General features: G+C 70.4%; 17 protein-coding genes and 3 tRNA genes. 4 read left to right on the top strand and 16 right to left on the bottom strand.

All coding sequences use genetic code 11. The features are described 5' to 3' along the window. Nucleotides 1–49 precede the first annotated feature (49 nt). The 13 genes from ACIPJ2_RS04265 to tilS form a co-directional block, all read right to left on the bottom strand. Nucleotides 50–253 (bottom strand): hypothetical protein, encoded by a 204-nt coding sequence (locus tag ACIPJ2_RS04265; RefSeq protein WP_281266461.1) that lies wholly within the window; start codon nucleotides 251–253, stop codon nucleotides 50–52. Between the two features lie 40 nt (nucleotides 254–293). After that, nucleotides 294–1,862 (bottom strand): lysine--tRNA ligase, encoded by a 1,569-nt coding sequence (gene lysS, locus ACIPJ2_RS04260; protein WP_402727702.1) that lies wholly within the window; start codon nucleotides 1,860–1,862, stop codon nucleotides 294–296. Nucleotides 1,863–1,902: 40 nt separating this feature from the next. Continuing rightward, nucleotides 1,903–2,379 (bottom strand): hypothetical protein, encoded by a 477-nt coding sequence (locus ACIPJ2_RS04255; protein ID WP_402727701.1) that lies wholly within the window; start codon nucleotides 2,377–2,379, stop codon nucleotides 1,903–1,905. Nucleotides 2,380–2,381: 2 nt separating this feature from the next. Continuing rightward, on the bottom strand, nucleotides 2,382–3,074 hold the full coding sequence (locus ACIPJ2_RS04250; protein ID WP_402727700.1) for a Rossmann-like and DUF2520 domain-containing protein: 693 nt from the start codon (nucleotides 3,072–3,074) through the stop codon (nucleotides 2,382–2,384). Next, the gene (locus tag ACIPJ2_RS04245; protein ID WP_402727699.1) at nucleotides 3,071–4,825 is read right to left on the bottom strand and encodes a PH domain-containing protein; all 1,755 of its coding nucleotides are present in this window, start codon (nucleotides 4,823–4,825) and stop codon (nucleotides 3,071–3,073) included. The genes ACIPJ2_RS04250 and ACIPJ2_RS04245 overlap by 4 nt, the downstream gene beginning before the upstream one ends. Before the next feature lie 8 nt (nucleotides 4,826–4,833). After that, nucleotides 4,834–5,355 (bottom strand): PH domain-containing protein, encoded by a 522-nt coding sequence (locus ACIPJ2_RS04240; RefSeq protein ID WP_402727698.1) that lies wholly within the window; start codon nucleotides 5,353–5,355, stop codon nucleotides 4,834–4,836. Nucleotides 5,356–5,374: 19 nt separating this feature from the next. Further along, nucleotides 5,375–5,851, bottom strand: a complete 477-nt coding sequence (locus ACIPJ2_RS04235) for a DUF3180 domain-containing protein (protein WP_281266455.1) — start codon at nucleotides 5,849–5,851, stop codon at nucleotides 5,375–5,377. Then, nucleotides 5,848–6,426, bottom strand: a complete 579-nt coding sequence (gene folK / locus ACIPJ2_RS04230) for a 2-amino-4-hydroxy-6-hydroxymethyldihydropteridine diphosphokinase (protein WP_402727697.1) — start codon at nucleotides 6,424–6,426, stop codon at nucleotides 5,848–5,850. The genes ACIPJ2_RS04235 and folK overlap by 4 nt, the downstream gene beginning before the upstream one ends. Beyond that, entirely contained in the window at nucleotides 6,423–6,830 is a 408-nt protein-coding gene (gene folB, locus ACIPJ2_RS04225) for a dihydroneopterin aldolase (protein ID WP_402727696.1), read from the bottom strand. Before folB ends, folK begins: the two co-directional genes overlap by 4 nt. Further along, a complete protein-coding gene (gene folP / locus ACIPJ2_RS04220) occupies nucleotides 6,827–7,750 on the bottom strand; it encodes a dihydropteroate synthase (protein ID WP_402727695.1) in 924 nt (307 codons plus the stop codon). The genes folB and folP overlap by 4 nt, the downstream gene beginning before the upstream one ends. Nucleotides 7,751–7,755: 5 nt before the next feature. Beyond that, nucleotides 7,756–9,741: an ATP-dependent zinc metalloprotease FtsH gene (ftsH, locus tag ACIPJ2_RS04215; protein ID WP_402727694.1), complete on the bottom strand. Its 1,986-nt coding sequence runs from the start codon at nucleotides 9,739–9,741 to the stop codon at nucleotides 7,756–7,758. A 127-nt stretch (nucleotides 9,742–9,868) separates the two neighbouring features. Then, nucleotides 9,869–10,420 (bottom strand): hypoxanthine phosphoribosyltransferase, encoded by a 552-nt coding sequence (hpt, locus tag ACIPJ2_RS04210; protein WP_402727693.1) that lies wholly within the window; start codon nucleotides 10,418–10,420, stop codon nucleotides 9,869–9,871. 9 nt (nucleotides 10,421–10,429) lie between these two features. Then, nucleotides 10,430–11,449, bottom strand: coding sequence for a tRNA lysidine(34) synthetase TilS (gene tilS, locus ACIPJ2_RS04205; RefSeq protein ID WP_402727692.1), 1,020 nt, complete (start codon nucleotides 11,447–11,449; stop codon nucleotides 10,430–10,432). Nucleotides 11,450–11,513: 64 nt separating this feature from the next. Here tilS and ACIPJ2_RS04200 point away from each other — a divergent pair, with 64 nt between their 5' ends. After that, on the top strand, nucleotides 11,514–12,005 hold the full coding sequence (locus tag ACIPJ2_RS04200; protein WP_070417329.1) for an inorganic diphosphatase: 492 nt from the start codon (nucleotides 11,514–11,516) through the stop codon (nucleotides 12,003–12,005). Between the two features lie 109 nt (nucleotides 12,006–12,114). On the opposite strand, the gene ACIPJ2_RS04195 is transcribed toward ACIPJ2_RS04200, so the two are convergent. Together ACIPJ2_RS04195 and ACIPJ2_RS04190 are read right to left on the bottom strand one after the other, a co-directional pair. Then, nucleotides 12,115–13,524: an NlpC/P60 family protein gene (locus ACIPJ2_RS04195; protein WP_402727691.1), complete on the bottom strand. Its 1,410-nt coding sequence runs from the start codon at nucleotides 13,522–13,524 to the stop codon at nucleotides 12,115–12,117. 32 nt (nucleotides 13,525–13,556) lie between these two features. Further along, entirely contained in the window at nucleotides 13,557–14,843 is a 1,287-nt protein-coding gene (locus ACIPJ2_RS04190) for a M23 family metallopeptidase (protein ID WP_402727690.1), read from the bottom strand. A 323-nt stretch (nucleotides 14,844–15,166) separates the two neighbouring features. On the opposite strand from ACIPJ2_RS04190, the gene ACIPJ2_RS04185 reads away from it, so the two are divergent. From ACIPJ2_RS04185 to ACIPJ2_RS04175, 3 genes are all read left to right on the top strand, one after another. Beyond that, nucleotides 15,167–15,239 (top strand) — tRNA-Glu (locus ACIPJ2_RS04185). Between the two features lie 68 nt (nucleotides 15,240–15,307). Beyond that, nucleotides 15,308–15,384: transfer RNA gene (locus tag ACIPJ2_RS04180), tRNA-Asp, on the top strand. Between the two features lies 1 nt (nucleotide 15,385). After that, nucleotides 15,386–15,458: transfer RNA gene (locus ACIPJ2_RS04175), tRNA-Phe, on the top strand. A 77-nt stretch (nucleotides 15,459–15,535) separates the two neighbouring features. Here ACIPJ2_RS04175 and ACIPJ2_RS04170 read toward each other — a convergent pair. Beyond that, nucleotides 15,536–16,546 carry an aldo/keto reductase family protein gene (locus ACIPJ2_RS04170; RefSeq protein ID WP_402727689.1) on the bottom strand — a complete coding sequence of 337 codons (1,011 nt, stop codon included), beginning with the start codon at nucleotides 16,544–16,546 and terminating at the stop codon, nucleotides 15,536–15,538. Between the last annotated feature and the right edge of the window lie 139 nt (nucleotides 16,547–16,685).

Raw genomic sequence — 16,685 nt, 5'->3', positions numbered from 1 at the left:
CCACGTGAACGAACGGTGACGCTGGGCGTCGAAGGAGTGAACGCTGCTGCTACTCCGCGGACGCCGGTGCGGACGCGGGGACGCCGTGCTCGCGCTCGAAGCGGGCGCGCTCCTCGGCTTCGACCTTGGCGTAGGCGGCGCGCTCGGTGCGGTCGGCCCGCATGATGGCGCGCATGACGAACCAGAACACGAGGCCGACGACGACGGTCGGCGTCAGGGCGAAGATGATCCCGGTCACGACTCCATGCGGCACCCGAGCATCCTAACCCGCCCGCTCGTGAGCAACCGACGGGCTACTTGACCAGCGGGAAGAGGATCGTCTCGCGGATGCCGAGGCCCGTGATCGCCATGAGCAGGCGGTCGACGCCCATGCCCATGCCGCCCGAGGGGGGCATCGCGTGCTCGAGCGCCCGCAGGAACTCCTCGTCGACGCGCATCGCCTCGGGGTCGCCGCCCGCCGCGAGCTTCGCCTGCTCGACGAAGCGCTCGCGCTGCACGACCGGGTCGACCAGCTCCGAGTACGCCGTCGCGAGCTCGAACCCGCGCACGTACAGGTCCCACTTCTCGACGATGCCGGGGCGGGTGCGGTGCTCACGCGTCAGCGGTGAGGTGTCCACCGGGAAGTTCATGACGAACGTCGGGCGGTCGAGCGAGTCGATCACGAAGTGCTCCCAGAGCTCCTCGACGTACTTGCCGTGGGTGGCGTGCGCGACCTCGACGCCCTCGGCCGCGGCGAGCGCCTGCAGCTCTCCGAGCGGGGTCGACGGCGTGATCTCACGCCCGGCCGCCGACGAGAGCGAGCCGTACATGTCGATGCGCGGCCACTCGCCGCCGAGGTCGTACGTCGTCCCCTCGGGCAGCGTGACCTCGAGGGAGCCACCGGTGACGGCGCGCGTCGCGTTCTGCACGAGCTCCTGCGTGAGGTCGGCCATCTGCTCGTAGTTGCCGTACGCCTGGTACGCCTCGACCATCGCGAACTCGGGCGAGTGCGACGAGTCGGCGCCCTCGTTCCGGAAGTTGCGGTTGATCTCGAAGACCCGGTCGATGCCGCCGACGACGGCGCGCTTCAGGAAGAGCTCCGGTGCGATGCGGAGGAACAGCTCGGTGTCGAACGCGTTCGAGTGCGTGACGAACGGACGGGCCGAGGCGCCACCGTGCTGGGTCTGCAGCATCGGCGTCTCGACCTCGAGGTACTCGTGGCCGGTGAAGGTCTGGCGGAGCGACGCCATCACGGCGGCACGGGCACGGACGGTCTCGCGGGCCTGGTCGCGGACGATGAGGTCGAGGTACCGCTGGCGGACCCGGGTCTCCTCGTTCAGCTCGTTGTGCAGGTTCGGGAGCGGCAGGATCGCCTTGGCCGCGATCGCCCACTCGTCGACCATGATCGACAGCTCGCCACGACGGGACGAGATCACCCGACCGTGCACGAACACGTGGTCGCCGAGGTCCACGAACTCCTTCCAGCGCGCCAGCGACTCCTCGCCCACCTCGGCGAGGGACACCATCGCCTGGATCCGGGCACCGTCGCCGGACTGCAGCGTCGCGAAGCAGAGCTTGCCGGTGTTGCGGGAGAACACGATGCGGCCGGCGACACCGACGACGTCATCCGTCTCGACCCCGGTCTCCAGCTCGCCGTACTGCGCACGCACCGCGGGGATCGTCGTCGTGATCGGGAGCTCGGCGGGGTACGCCTCGATCCCGGACTCCAGCAGACGTGCCCGCTTGTCCAGCCGGACCTGTCGCTGCTCACTCGTCTCCTGCTCGGCGAGCGCGACGGCGTCGGCGAGCGCGACGGCGTCGGCGAGCGCGACGGCGTCGGCGGGTGCAGCGGCGGTCTCGGGGGTGACGGTCTCGTCGGTCATACGGGTGCGGCTCCGGAGGTCGTGGGGGTGCAGGGGAATGCTACCCGCGGGGCGCGGCATCCCCGGAATCGACGGACCCGTGGCCCGCCCCGGGCGCGAACGCACCGACGGGCGGCCGCCCCTGCGCGCGCAACACGAGCATCGTCACCGACGACCCGACGTACGCAGCGGCCACGAGCAGCATCACCGTGGTGCCGAGGACGTCGAACGCCCCGACCGTGGACGCCCGTGCGAACAGCGCGTCCGCGACGAAGTACGCCGCCAGCAGGAAGCCGGCGAACGGCCGACCGGTCATGCGCCACCACGCACGAGGCGGTTCGACGGGCTCGCCCTCGTTCCGGAACAACCGGACGCCCACGACGACGATCGCCACGAGTCCGAGGGCCGACAGGAACGGCACGGCATCGTCCGGCAGCCCGATCGCCCAGAGCAGGAGCGCGAGCAGCACCTCGACGATCACGGCGCCGACGAGGTACCCGACCTTGGCCTGGGCGGTGGTGATGCGGATGGTCCCCATGGTCACAGTCTGGACTGCCCGTCGGCCGCGGCGAGCGCGTTGTCCACGGCGGACCGGACGAGCGCCCCGAGCACGCGCCCGGGGTGGTCGACGCCGATGCCGGTCAGCGTGCCCGCCGACTGGTCCACGATCGCGGTCGAGAAGCTCACGGCGGCGCGCACGGCATCGGCGTACGCGGGCCGGTCCTGTTCGGTCACGACGAACGGCTCGGCCCCCATCTCGACGACGAGCGCCTGGGCGATGGGGAGCACCGGCGCGGGCGCCGTGACGGCACAGTACGCGTCGCGGAGTCGCGCGAGGTCCACGCTCGTGCCGGTGAACGCCATGGCCGGGTGGATCGCGAGCGGGATCGCCCCGGCGGCGAGGGCTGGACCGAGGATCCCGACGCCGTGGTCGGGGCTGGTGTGCACGACGAGCTGCCCCGCCTGCCAGATACCCGCGTCGGCGAGGCCCTGCACGAGTCCGGCGAGCTGGTCGTCCGGCACCGCAAGGATCACGAGTTCGCTGCGCTCGACGAGGTCGGGCGTCTCGAGCAACGGCACACCGGGGAGCAGTGCCTCCGCGCGGTCCACGCTCTCCGCGGACACCGCGGTGATGCCGACGATCGCGTGCTCCGCGTTCGCCAGGGCGGCGCCGAGCACCGGCCCGACACGGCCGGCGCCGACGACGCCGACTCCCAGCCGTCCCGCCCTCATCGTGCGGCTCCTGCTGGTGGGACCTCGCCCCAACCGACGGGAGGCTCGTGGGGCCATGGTGCCGCCGCCTGCGGTTCCGCAGGGGGCGGGGCGGGCGCGGGGCGAGCCTCCAGGTCGGGTGTACCGGACGTGCCGGAGCCGCGGGAACGCCAGCGGTGCGACGTGTCGGTGACCGCCGCCTCGACGGCCAGCCGCGCGGTCTCGGCCCACAGGCCCTGCGCGTCCTCCGCGTCGATCGCACCGACCGTCGCGTTCACCGGACCCGACACGGTCTGCACGTGCACCGTCGCGAGCCGCAGTGCCCGCTCGAGCGGCCCCTGCGACACCTTCACGCTCTGCACCCGCGGCAGGGGGACGACGACGAGCGACCGCCACACCGCACCGAGCCGGAGCAGCACGGCACCCTGCACGAACCGGTACCCGTTGCGGCGGGCCGAGAACGGTCGGAGCCACCGGCCGCGGCGGGGCGAGTGCGTGAACCCGCCCTGGTCGCCGGTCGTGGTGAGGCTGTCGTCGACGACGCTGACGGCTTCGGCTGACCCCTCGCGGAGCCGGTCCATCGAGGCGGCGGGACCGACGACCGCGGAGCCGACGAGTGTCGGCAGGATGATCTCGAGCACCTGCCGGACGTCGGCCGCGTCGCCGACGGGCAGCACGATCGAGGACACCTGCTGGTTGTTCGAGGCTCCGTTGCCGGCGTTCGTCGCCCGGTTGATGCGGACGTCCCACCAGCCGAACGGCCGCCAGAGGAGCGGCTGCGCGACGCTCACGGCGTGGATGCGACCGGGGGGCAGGGTCTCGTTCGTCGTGGACACCAGGCCGAAGCCGATCCGGATGCCGTCCCGGGTGTCGGCGATCGTGTACTGCAGCGACCGCGAGAACTTCCGGATGTAGTACCCACCGGCACCGATCACCGCGGGGAACAGCGACACGAGCAGGAAGTACCGGCCGGTGACGGTGATGCTGACGATGATCGCGACGATGACGAGCACGAGGAACACCGTCGTGCCCGAGAGCACCATCGACGCGATGAGCCGCCCCGGCTTGACCTTGACGATGCGCGTGGCGTGCACGGCGGACGGGTCGAGCTCGGGCGACAGGAACTCGTTCACGCGGTCCTGCACCACGCCGTTGCTGTGGCGCTCGCCGGACTCCGCTTCCTCTTCCTGCGCACCGGAGGCGAGCACGAGGATGCGCTGCCGGAGGTCGTCCGCGGCCGTCGCCCCGAGGTACGCGAGCTGCACGTTGGCGTCGTTGCCGGCCTGCGCGATCTCGAGCTTCGCGGTCCCGAAGATCCGCGGGACGAGCGGCCGGGTGATGTTGATGCCCTGGATCCGGTCGAGCCTGGCCTTGCGGTGGTTCCGGAAGAGGACACCGGAGCGCACCTCGACGATCTCGCCGGTGACGCGGAACTCGTGCATCCGCCAGGACAGGTAGAACAGGCCGATCAGCACCACCAGGAAGCCCGCGATGCCGAGGAGCACCCACCCGACGGCGCCGTGCTCGTAGACGTAGCGGACGGGATCGCCCTCTTCCTGGGGCCCGTCGGCACCCGGGATGAACATGTTCACCAGGGTGTCGCGGAGGTTGTTCACCACGATGCCGAGCACCACGATGAGGAAGATCCCACCGCGAAGCAGCGGAGTCAGCGGGTGCAGGCGGTGCCACTCGCCATCGGTCAGTGGAGCGGCCGCTGCGGCGTTCCCGCTGCGTGGCGGTGCCGGCGCGGGCGGACCTGGTCGGAACGTCACGGGTCCCCCTACAGCCCGGCGCGACGGGCCTCGGCGAGCTCCACGAGCCGGTCGCGGAGCTCGTCAGCGTCCTCGGCGGGGATGCCCGGCACGCGCACGTTGGTCGACGCTGCGGCCGTCACGAACTTCAGCTCGCTCATGCCGAGCGCGCGGTCGAGTGGGCCGCGGGCGACGTCGACGAGCTGCAGCCGGCCGTACGGCACCGCCGTGAAGCGCTGCCACATCAGCCCGCGACGCAGGACGAAGTCGTCCTCGCGCAGGGCGTAGCCGATCGCACGGACCCGACGAGGGGTCAGCGCCGCGGTGACCAGGGTGACGACCGCGACCACGATGCCGATCAGGATCCAGACGACGCCCGCGGTGCGTTCGAACCCGCCGCTGACGACGCCGATGATCACGCACCCGGCGGTCACGACGACGCCGGCCAGCACCGTCTGTACGAGTTCCGTCCAGAGGAGCTTCGGCGACACCCTGGTCCAGGTGATGCCGGTCAGCCCGAGTCCCGGCTCGTCGAGTCGTTCGCGCGGCATCTGGGCCCCTCCTGGTGTCTCAGTTCGCCGTGGTGCCGCCCTGCTGGTCGTCACGATCGTCGTCCGGCGGGACGATGCACATGCGCTCGGCGACGAGCGCGCACACGGTGAGCACGATTCCGCCACCGACCGCCACGGCGTTCGGCAGAGTCGAGCCTAGCGAAGGCGTCACCGAACGGGTCAGGAGGTACGCGATGAGCCCGAGCGCGAACGCGCCGAGCAGGGCCCCGATGATGCTCGAGGCCTTGGCGAGCACCACCACCCTGGTCGCGTAGAGCGGGTCCACGCGGCGCTCCGCCCTGCCCTTCACGTGCCGCCGGACGGGGACGGCCATGATCACGAGGGCGATGCCGATGAACGCGAGCGTCAGCCCGAGGGGCGACAACAGGATGAGCGTCGGGGCCTGCCGGGACGCCAGTGCGGCGTCGAGGGCGAAGCCGGCGATCACCGCGACGACGGCGACGCTGATCAGGGTGGAGGCGCGGGTGGGCTTCACGGGGTCCTCTCGCTCGTGGTCGGCCGGGAGGCTCGGGTCGGCTCCGCGAACAGGCGCGGCCCGTCGACACGGTCGGTGTCGTCGCCGAGTGCGGCGAGCAGGTCGGCGACCGGCCCGGCACCCGGTCCGCTACCGGGCAGCACCGCGTCCGGGTCCGCGTCGAGCCACGGAGCGAGCACGAACGCCCGCTCGTGCGCTCGAGGGTGCGGCACCGTGAGGGTTTCGGTGTCGATGCGCTGGTGCACACCGGCGTCGTCCGTGATCGCGACGACGTCGAGGTCGAGGGTGCGATCACCCCAGCGGACCGCTCGGGTCCGGCCGTGGGTGTCCTCGACGACGTGCAGGGCGTCGAGGAGCTCCTGGGGCGTCAGCGTGGTGTCCACCACCACGACCGCGTTCCGGTACCGGGGCTTCGTCCGGTCGAGTCCGTCGAGCGTCAGGGCGACCGACTCGACCTCGTGGCTGGAGGACACCGGTGCGACACCGGGGATCGCCGCGATCTCGGCGGCGGCGGCGCGCAGCGTGCTCCCCCGGTCGCCGAGGTTCGCGCCGAGGGCGATGACGGCGCGGATCACGCGGCGCCCGTCCGCTCGTCTGCCGACTCAGTGGGCGGCTCGGCGGATTGCTCGCGGCGGATGGTGATCGAGACGTCGGTGAACGGCACCGTGATGGGCGCCTGCGGCTTGTGCACGGTGACCTCGGTCGCCAGGGCAGCCCGGTGCGTCAGCACGGCGGCGGCGATCCGCTCCGCCAGGGTCTCGATGAGGTCGACCGGGTCGCGCTCGATCTCGGCGACGACCTGCTCGGCCAGCACGCCGTAGTGCACGGTGCGGTCGAGGTCGTCGGAGCCGGCGGCAGCGCGGGCATCGACCTCCACCGCGACGTCGACGACGAAGTCCTGTCCGTCGGCGCGCTCGTGGTCGAAGACGCCGTGGTGGCCGCGGGCGCGGACCCCGACGAGGCGGATGGTGTCGTTCACGATCGAGCTGCCCTCCAGGCTTCCCAGACGTCGAGCACCGCGCGGGTCGGTGCGGGGTCGTGCACGCGGACGCCCCATGCCCCGCGTTCGGCGGAGAGCAGGCTGATGGCGGCTGTCGCGAGGTCACGGTCCTTCGGCGGAGCGCCCACCGGGCTGCCGACGCCGTCCAGGAAGCGCTTGCGGGACGCGGCGACGAGCACGGGGAGCCCGATCGACGCGAAGCGCTCGTACCCGGCCAGGATCTCCCAGTTCTGCACGCCCTGCTTCGCGAACCCGAGCCCCGGGTCGATGACGACCTGCTCCTGCCGGACCCCGAGCACGATGAGCTCCGCGACGCGCATCTCGACCTCGCGACGGACCTCGTCCACCGCGTGCTCGTACACGGCGTCGCGGTACATCCGGTCGCTGTGGCCACGCCAGTGCATCACCACGAAGCCCGTCCCCGTGGATGCGACGACGCGCGCCATGTCCGGGTCGGCCAGACCGCCGGAGACGTCGTTGACGATCGCGGCGCCGAGCTCCACCGAACGCTCGGCGGTGTCGGCGTTCATGGTGTCGACGCTCACCACGATCCCCTCGGCGACGAGCTGGCGCACGACGGGCAGCACGCGCTCCTGCTCGACGGCCAGCGGGACCCGGTCGGCGCCGGGGCGGGTGGACTCCCCGCCGACGTCGATGATGTCGGCTCCGGCGGCGACGAGCTCGCGCGCGTGCGCCAGGGCGGCGTCGATCCCGAGGTGCAGCCCGCCGTCGGAGAACGAGTCGGGCGTCACGTTGAGGATGCCCATCACCCGGGTGCGCTCGGGCGTCGGGGCACCGCGGTCACGGCGACGGCGCACGACGACCTCCGGCACCGGTTCCGGTGCTCGGAGGTCGGTCGCAGCGAGTCGGCGCGAGCGTCGCGTCGGCAGGTCGGACATCCGGCCTACGCGGGGGCGATACCCGGGTTGCCGAACGGACGGTGACGACGGGTCTTCGAGGGCTCGTCGGTCGTCTCGGCCGCGGTGTTCGCCGCCTTGCCGGGGACCTCGATCGCGGGCAGGTCGCTGACCGGGCGCTTGTCGCTCGACAGCCACTGCGGGCGCTCCGGCAACTTCCGGACGTCCTTGAAGATCTCGACGAGCTCCGGCGCGTCCAGCGTCTCCTTCTCGAGGAGCTCGCCGGCCAGACGGTCGAGGATGTCGCGGTTGTCGTTGAGCACCTGGTATGCCTCGTCGTGCGCGGACTCGAGCAGGGCACGCGTCTCGGCGTCGACCATCTCGGCGATGTTCTCCGAGTAGTCGCGTCCGGTGCCGCCGCTCATGTCACGACCGACGAACGGTTCGCTCGACCCGGAGCCGAGCTTGACGGAACCGACGGCCTGGCTCATGCCGTACTCGGTGACCATCTTGCGTGCGGTGCCAGTGGCCTTCTCGATGTCGTTCGACGCACCCGTGGTCGGGTCGTGGAACACGATCTCCTCGGCGACGCGACCACCCATGGCGTAGGTGAGCTGGTCGAGGAGCTCGTTACGGGTGACGGAGTACTTGTCCTCCAGCGGGAGCACCATCGTGTAGCCGAGGGCGCGGCCGCGCGGCAGGATCGTGATCTTCGTGACCGGGTCGGTGTGGCGCATCGCCGCTGCCGCCAGGGCGTGTCCGCCCTCGTGGTACGCGGTGATGAGGCGTTCCTGGTCGGACATGATCCGGGTCCGGCGCTGCGGGCCGGCCATCACGCGGTCGACCGCTTCGTCGAGGGCACGGTTGTCGATGAGCTGCGCGTTCGAGCGGGCGGTGAGCAGTGCGGCCTCGTTGAGCACGTTCGCCAGGTCGGCACCGGTGAACCCCGGCGTCTTGCGGGCGAGGAGCTCGAGGTCGACGCTCGCGGCGAGCGGCTTGCCCTTCGCGTGCACCTCGAGGATCTGCTTGCGGCCCTGCAGGCTCGGCGCGTCGACGCCGATCTGGCGATCGAAGCGGCCGGGGCGGAGGAGCGCGGGGTCGAGGACGTCCGGACGGTTCGTCGCGGCGATGAGGATGACGTTCGTCTTGCCGTCGAAGCCGTCCATCTCGACGAGGAGCTGGTTGAGCGTCTGCTCGCGCTCGTCGTTGCCGCCGCCGATGCCGGCACCGCGGTGACGACCGACGGCGTCGATCTCGTCGATGAAGACGATGGCCGGCGAGTTCGCCTTGGCCTGCTCGAAGAGGTCACGGACACGGCTCGCACCGACACCGACGAACATCTCGACGAAGTCCGAACCGGAGATCGAGTAGAACGGCACACCCGCTTCGCCGGCGACGGCTCGAGCGAGCAGCGTCTTGCCGGTTCCGGGAGGGCCGTACAGCAGCACGCCCTTCGGGATCTTGGCGCCGACGGCCTGGAACTTCGCCGGCTCCTTGAGGAACTCCTTGATCTCGTGGAGTTCCTCGATCGCCTCGTCGGAGCCCGCGACGTCGGCGAACGACACTTGCGGGTTCTCCTTGTTGTTCATCTTCGCCCGGGACTTGCCGAACTGCATGACCTTCGAACCGCCGCCCTGGGCGCTCGAGAGCAGGAACCAGAACAGGGCACCGATGAGCAGGAACGGCAGCAGCGTCAGGATGAGGGTGAAGAACCAGTTCGACTGCTGGACGGTGTCGTTGTAGCCCTTCGGCAGGTCGGCCTTGGCGACCGCCTCGACGACCTCGGTGCCGCGCGGCGTCGAGTAGTAGAACTGCTCGGTGGCGCCGCCGTCCTTGAGGACGAGGTCGACGCGCTGGTCGGTCGAGTTAACGACCGCGGAGGAGACCTTGCCGTCGGCGAGCTGTTCGAGGCCCTTCTGGGTGTCGATCTGCTGGGTGCCGGACTGGGAGATGAACGCCCAGCCGATCCAGATCCCCACGATCGCAATGAGCACGTAGATGTACGGCCCGCGGAGGATGCGCTTGAAGTCCATGTGATCCGGGCGCCAGGGCCCGACACCTTTCTCTGCCGAAGTTGCGTGCTGATCAGCATACGGCCGCGATTCTGTGGCGAGAATGGGTGTCCTCTGCGGGCGAACTCCCCGTTCGCCGACGATCCGTCTAGGAGTAGACGTGCGGGGCGAGGACCCCGATGCCGCGCAGGTTGCGGTACCGCTCGTCGTAGTCGAGACCGAATCCCACCACGAAGGCATCGGGGATGTCGAAGCCGACGTACTTGACGTCCACCTCGACCTTCGCCGCCTCGGGCTTGCGGAGGAGCGCGACGATCTCGACGCTCGCGGCTCCACGGGACTCGAGGTTCTGCTTGAGCCAGGACAGCGTCAGACCGGAGTCGATGATGTCCTCGACGATGATGACGTCGCGACCGTGCAGGTCGGTGTCGAGGTCCTTGAGGATCCGCACCACACCGGACGACTTCGTGCCGGAGCCGTAGGACGACACGGCCATCCAGTCCATCTTCGCCTGGAGCGTCAGGTGGCGGGAGAAGTCGGCCATGACCATGACCGCGCCCTTCAGCACGCCGACGAGCAGCGGGTCCTTGTCCCCGTAGTCACGGTCCACCGCCGCGGCGAGCTCAGCGATCTTGTCGTCGATCTGCTCGGGGGTGAAGAGCACTTCGGAGAGGTCGTCCTGCACGTCGGAGAGTTCCACCGGGACAGCCTAACTCGCTGCGAAGAGCAGACGATCCCCGCTCCGCGACACCTGCACGCCGGGGAGGTCGATCGGCCCCTGCCCGCCCCACTCGGTGACGAGTCGGCAGACCTCGAGCGTCTGCACCCTGGACAGCGTCACGCCGAACTCGCTCTCCACCGCGAGCCGGACGAGCCGCTGCCGGAGGGCAGGTGGGTTCGCGTGCAGCTGCCGCACGGACAGGGAGATGCCGGCCTCGGAGTGCTCGGCGAGGTCCTCGGCCATCTCCTCCGCGAAGTGGTCGAGCGCCGCGGAGTCCTCCCGCAACTGGTCGGCCGTGCGGGCCAGTGCCTCGTGCACGTCGGCGCCGAGTTCGCGCTCGAGCACCGGCATCAGGGCGTTCCGGACGCGCACCCTGGTGAACGCCGGGTCGTCGTTCTGCGGGTCGTGCCACGGCGCGAGCCCGGCAGCGGCGCACGCCTGCCTGGTGGTGTGCCGCCGCACCGTCAGCAGCGGCCGGCCGTAGGCAGGCCCGGCGTCGCGGACCGCCAGCGGGCGCATGCCGGACAGGCTGTCCGGCCCGCTGCCGCGCAGCAGGCCGAGCAGCACCGTCTCGGCCTGGTCGTCCAGGGTGTGGCCCAGCAGCACGAGCGGCGACCCGACGGCGGACGCGACGTCCGCGATCGACGCATGCCGGGCCTCCCGTGCGGCGCCCTCCGGACCACCTGCGGTGCCGACCGCGACCCTGCGGACCTCCACCGGGTCCAGACCCAGCTCGGATGCCTGCCTGGAGGCTCGGCTCGCCACCGCCTCGGAGCCCGCCTGGAGCGCGTGGTCGACGACGACCGCGCCGGCCAGGAGTCCCTGCTTGGGTGCCTCGAACGCGGTGGCCGCGGCGAGCGCGAGCGAGTCGGGTCCGCCGCTCAGCGCGACGAGGACCAGGTCGCCGGCGTGGACGAGGTCCTGGTCGATCGCCTGCGCGAGGAGGTCGCGGACCGCGCGACGGGTGTCGGCGACTGCGGGATCCAGCCGGGGACGCGGAGAGTTCACCCGGTAACGTTAGCCGCGCTTTCGGAACCTCCGACAGACCCATCGACAAACCAGGAGTGCACACATGGCCGCGTACGACGTCGTCGTCGAGATCCCCAAGGGCAGCCGCAACAAGTACGAGGTGGACCACGAGACCGGTCGCGTGTACCTCGACCGCGTGCTGTTCACGTCGTTCGTCTACCCGACCGACTACGGCTTCTTCGAGAAGACGCTCGCGGACGACGGTGACCCCGTGGACGCGCTGCTGCTGCTCGAGTACCCGACCTTCCCCGGCGTCGGCGTGAAGGTCCGCCCGGTCGGCGTCTTCAAGATGAGCGACGAGGCCGGCAACGACGCGAAGGTCCTCGTGGTCCCCGCCAAGGACCCGCGCTGGGCGCACATCCAGGACATCTCGGACGTCGACGAGCAGACGAAGGCCGAGATCGCGCACTTCTTCGAGCGCTACAAGGACCTCGAGCCGAACAAGTGGGTCAAGGCCGAGGGCTGGGGCGACGCCGCCGAGGCCGAGGCGATCGTGACGGCCGGCCAGGCCGCGTACGTGCCCGCCGGTCACTGACGGTCCGTCCCGGCTCGCGCAGCTTGCCGGTCACGGGATCGCACCCCCGTACGAACATCGCGCCCTGTCCTGACGGGGCGCGATGTTCGTACGGGGGTGCGTTGCGTTGCTACAGGGAGCCGGACGGGCGTGCCACGTAGGGCAGCAGCTGGCTCGGGGTCCAGATCGCGCGCTCGACGACGCCGACACCGGGGCGCGCGGCCTCGACCATCATTCCGCCGCCGGTGTAGATCGAGTCGTGGTACCCACCGGACGCGGTGCCGTTCGACGAGTAGAAGAGGATGTCGCCCGGCTGCCGCTGCGAGAGCGGCACGAGGCGACCGATCGACGCGAAGTGGTTGTACTGCCAGACCACGTTGTGGCCGCCCGTGGTGATGCCCTGCGAGTTGTAGGCCATCATCACCAGGCCGGAGCAGTCCCACGTGTTGGGGCCGGCGCCGCCGAGGACGTACGGCTTGCCGAGCTGTCCGCGGGCGTAGGCGATCGCTCCGGCGGCCTTCGACGGTGACGGTGCGGGGTTGCTCGGGGCGGGGTTGCTGGGCGCCGGGTTGCTCGGTGCCGGGTTGCTCGGCTTCGACGGCGCGGGGTTGTTCGGCTGGGACGGCGCGGGGTTCGACGGGCGGCTCGGCGTCACGGGGTTCGAGGTGCCGGGGTTCGTCGCGCCGGAGTTCGTGCCGGTGTTCGATCCGGTGTTCGAGCTCGGCTTCGCGGCGCTCTTCGACGGGGTGGTGGTGGTCGTGGTCTGTGACGCCAGCTGCGCCTCGGCCTGCTTCGCGCGCTGCTCGGTGTAGTACGCGCTCTCGGTCGCGACGGTCGTGCCCTTGAGGAACGCGAGCTGCTCGAGCACCTCGTTCTGCTGGCTCTGCGCCTCGTCGAGCTTCGCGTTCGCGGACGCGGCCGTGTCGTTGGCCGCGTCGAGCGCGGACTTCGTGGCGTCGGTCGCCTTCGCGAGCGCCTTCGTCGCCTGGGACTTCTGCGCGGCGAGGGAGTCGACCGTCCGCTGGTCGGCCTTCGCCTGCGCCAGCACCGTCGCCGAGCGCTCGGACAGGTGCGACATCGTGCCGACCTGGTAGAGCAGGTCCTTCGCGTCCGAGGAGTCGACGAGCATGCTCGTGGACAGGTCACCGCCACCGGTACGCGAGAGCTCGACCACGAGTGCTGCGACCTGCGACGCGGAGTCGTCCGCCTTCGTCTTCGCCCGCTTGGCCTGCGCGCTGAGGTCGTCGAGCGTCGACTGCGCCTCCTGCTGCTCCGACGCCGCGAGCGCGTACGTCTGGCCCGCCTGCTGCACCACGATCCCGGCCTGGTCCGCCGAGTCCTGCAGCGAGGACAGGCGCGAGGCGAGCTCGTCGACGGTCTGCTGCGTCTCGGCCTGGTCGGCCTTCGCCGCCTGCACGTCCGCCCACGACGGGGCCTTGGGTGCTGCCTCGGCCGGTCCGGCGATCGTGACCGAGAGCCCGATGCCGAGCAACGAGACGGTCGCGATCCCGCAGGCGAGGGAACGTGCAGGCTTCTTCATGTGGTGTCAGGGCCTCTCGGGCGCGCACACGGTCATACCGAGATCCCCCGCGCTGCCATGAAGGGGACCGGGTCGACGGCGGCGCCGTTCACCCGGGTCTCGAAGTGGAGGTGGCACCCGGTCGACCAGCCGGTCGAACCGACCTGGGCGATCTGCTGCCCGGCGGAGACGTGCTGGCCGCTCGCGACCATGATCCCGCCGTTGACGATGTGCCCGTAGGCGGTGGAGATGCCGCCGCCGTTGTCGAGCACGACCTCGTTGCCGTAGCCGCCGCCGTTGCCCGCGAAGGTCACGGTGCCGTCGTGGGCCGCGTAGATCGGGGAGTAGCAGGCGGGGGCCAGGTCGACGCCGGCGTGCAGCGCGTGCGCTCCGGTGTACGGGTCGATGCGGTAGCCGTACGGGCTCGTCTGGTACCCGGCGCTCGGGCGGACCCAGCCGGACGCGTTCGCTGCGCCGCCGCCGGTCCCACCGCTCGCCGCAGGCGCCTGGGCAGCCGCCTTCGCCGCGGCCTCCGCGCGAGCCTTCGCCAGTGCCGCCTGACGGGCCTTCTCGGCGGCGACGCCCTTGTTGTACTTCGCCTCGACGTCGGACGCGTTCGACGTCAGCAGGGTGAGCTGCGCCTCGAGCCGTGCCTGGTTGCTGTTCTGCGCGTCGACGGCCTTCTCGGCCGCATCCGCTGCGGACTGTGCGGCCTGCATCTTCTGCTGCGCGGCGTCTGCGAGGTCACCGAGCGCCTTCTTCGCGACGTCCGACTTGTCCGCGAGGGCCTGTGCGGTCCCCCGGTCTTGCGTTGCCTGGGAGTAGATGCCGTCGGCCTGCTCGCTGAGCTTCGACATGGCGCCGAGCTCGTAGAGGTAGTCCTTCGAGTCGGTCGGGTGCGTCAGGAGGTCCGTCGTGACGTCGTTCGCGCTGGCCCGGCCGAGCTGTGCCGCGAGCTGACCCGCCTGCTGCTCCGACTGGGCCGCGGTCTTCTCGGCCTCGTCTGCCTGGGTCTGCAGCTTCTGCTGCTGGAGCGTGGCCTCGTCGTACTTCGTCTGCGCCGTCTGGTACGCCGTCCCGGCAGCGTCCGCCGACTTCTGCTTCGCCGCGGCGTCGGCCTTGAGGTTCGAGATCAGGCCCTTGATCTCGGTGACCTTCTCCTGCTGTGCGGCCTGCGACGCCTTGGCCGCCTGCACGTCGTTCCAGCTCGGGTAGCTCGCCGCCGTGGCCTGCTCGACCGGGGCGATCGCGGCGATGGTCCCGGCGGTGAGCACGACGGCGACCGCTGCCGCGATGAGGCGGCGACGGTAGCTGAGGGACTGCGAAGGTGAGGTCGACATGTATCTCGATTTCGTAACAGCGCGGCAAGGCTCACGCACGTAACACTGTTAACAAACGCAACAGTAACAACAGGTGCCGGCCCGCTCCAGCCCCTCGGATGAGGGGCACGGGCCGACGACGATGGCCGCACTCAGCCATCGACGGCACAGGATCGCCAGGAGTCTCTCCCACGATCGGAGCAGTTTGCTCCACGGTGAGTGAAGCTGCGGCATGTGTACGGAGACCCGCGACACGCCGGAAGGACGCACGTCCGGGGCCCCGATTTGTCATCGGGGCGGGGCATCCGTATGCTTGTCCATCGGTAGCGCGATGCACTGCTTGCGGCCCTATCGTTTAGTGGCCTAGGACACCGCCCTTTCACGGCGGCAGCACGGGTTCGAATCCCGTTGGGGTCACTCTCCGGAGTGAGCAAGTAACGTAGTGCAGAGCAACACCAGAACGACAGCAAGACACAACACAACATGGCCCTGTAGCGCAGCTGGTTAGCGTGCCGCCCTGTCACGGCGGAGGTCGCGGGTTCAAGTCCCGTCAGGGTCGCCACGGCTGGATAGCTCAGTTGGTAGAGCGTTCGACTGAAAATCGAAAGGTCCACGGATCGATGCCGTGTCCAGCCACGGTGAAAGGCCCCTCACGCGAGTGAGGGGCCTTTCGCCGTTCAGGCCTCTCGGGCCCCTCAGGCCTCTCGGGTCATTCAGGCCTCTCGGGTCTTCGGCGAGCTGTCGTTCGTCTTCGCCGGGTCCCGCTCGACGACGCCGCCCAGGACATCGTCGATCCGCGAGAGCAGCCCGGCCGGGATCGTGACCCCCGCGGCGCCGGCGTTGTCCTGCACCTGCTCCGGACGCGATGCGCCGATGATCGCCGACGCGACGTTCTCGTTCTGCAGCACCCACGCGACCGCGAGCTGCGCCATGGACAGGTCGAGCTCCTTCGCGATGGGCTCGAGCTCCTGCACCGACGACAGCACCTCGTCGCGCATGAACCGCTTGATCATGTCCGCGCCGCCCTTGTCGTCGGTGGCACGCGAGCCCTCGGGCAGCGGCTGGCCCGGCTTGTACTTGCCCGTGAGCACGCCCTGCGCGATCGGCGACCAGACGATCTGCGAGATGCCGAGTTCCTTCGAGGTCGGGACGACCTCGCCCTCGATGACCCGCCAGAGCGCCGAGTACTGCGGCTGGTTCGAGATGAGCTGGAAGCCGAGCTCCTTCGCCAGCGCCGCACCCGCGCGCAGCTGCTCGGCGGTCCACTCGGAGACACCGACGTAGAGCACCTTGCCCTGCCGGACGACGTCGGCGAACGCCTGCATCGTCTCCTCGAGCGGGGTCTCGTAGTCGAAGCGGTGCGCCTGGTACAAGTCGACGTAGTCCGTCTGCAGGCGACCGAGCGAGCCGTCGATCGACTCGAGGATGTGCTTCCGCGACAACCCCGTGTCGTTGTGCTGCTTGGGTCCGGTCGGCCCGAAGACCTTCGTGGCGATCTCGAGCGACTGCCGGCGCTCGCCCTTGAGTGCTTCGCCGAGGACGGTCTCGGCACCGGTGTTGGCGTACACGTCGGCGGTGTCGAATGTCGAGATGCCGACGTCGAGCGCTGCCCGGACGCAGGCGATCGCGGCGTCGTTCTCGACCTGGGACGCGTGGGTCAGCCAGTTGCCGTAGGTGATCTCGGAGACCTTGAGGCCCGAGTTGCCGAGGTAGCGGTACTCCATGTGCGTGTCACTCCTGTCGTGGCCGCGTCGGTGCGGCTCGGTCGTGACGCTAGTCCCCAGGTCTCGTGCGCTCATGGATGCGCCGCCAAGCGACGAGTGACAAGACGAAACCCCGGCGATGTGGCCTGAGCCAGTGATC

The organism is Curtobacterium sp. NPDC090217 (genome assembly GCF_044746705.1).
Classification (GTDB): domain Bacteria; phylum Actinomycetota; class Actinomycetes; order Actinomycetales; family Microbacteriaceae; genus Curtobacterium.
This window is presented reverse-complemented; position numbering and strand designations above follow the sequence as displayed.

Excerpts from the sequence above, each read along its gene's own strand:
- lysS (WP_402727702.1), bottom strand. The coding sequence starts at position 1,862 with ATGACCGACGAGACCGTCACCCCCGAGACCGCCGCTGCACCCGCCGAC.
- ACIPJ2_RS04255 (WP_402727701.1), bottom strand. The coding sequence starts at position 2,379 with ATGGGGACCATCCGCATCACCACCGCCCAGGCCAAGGTCGGGTACCTC.
- ACIPJ2_RS04250 (WP_402727700.1), bottom strand. The coding sequence starts at position 3,074 with ATGAGGGCGGGACGGCTGGGAGTCGGCGTCGTCGGCGCCGGCCGTGTC.
- ACIPJ2_RS04240 (WP_402727698.1), bottom strand. The coding sequence starts at position 5,355 with ATGCCGCGCGAACGACTCGACGAGCCGGGACTCGGGCTGACCGGCATC.
- folP (WP_402727695.1), bottom strand. The coding sequence starts at position 7,750 with ATGTCCGACCTGCCGACGCGACGCTCGCGCCGACTCGCTGCGACCGAC.
- ftsH (WP_402727694.1), bottom strand. The coding sequence starts at position 9,741 with ATGGACTTCAAGCGCATCCTCCGCGGGCCGTACATCTACGTGCTCATT.
- ACIPJ2_RS04200 (WP_070417329.1), top strand. The coding sequence starts at position 11,514 with ATGGCCGCGTACGACGTCGTCGTCGAGATCCCCAAGGGCAGCCGCAAC.
- ACIPJ2_RS04195 (WP_402727691.1), bottom strand. The coding sequence starts at position 13,524 with ATGAAGAAGCCTGCACGTTCCCTCGCCTGCGGGATCGCGACCGTCTCG.
- ACIPJ2_RS04190 (WP_402727690.1), bottom strand. The coding sequence starts at position 14,843 with ATGTCGACCTCACCTTCGCAGTCCCTCAGCTACCGTCGCCGCCTCATC.
- ACIPJ2_RS04170 (WP_402727689.1), bottom strand. The coding sequence starts at position 16,546 with ATGGAGTACCGCTACCTCGGCAACTCGGGCCTCAAGGTCTCCGAGATC.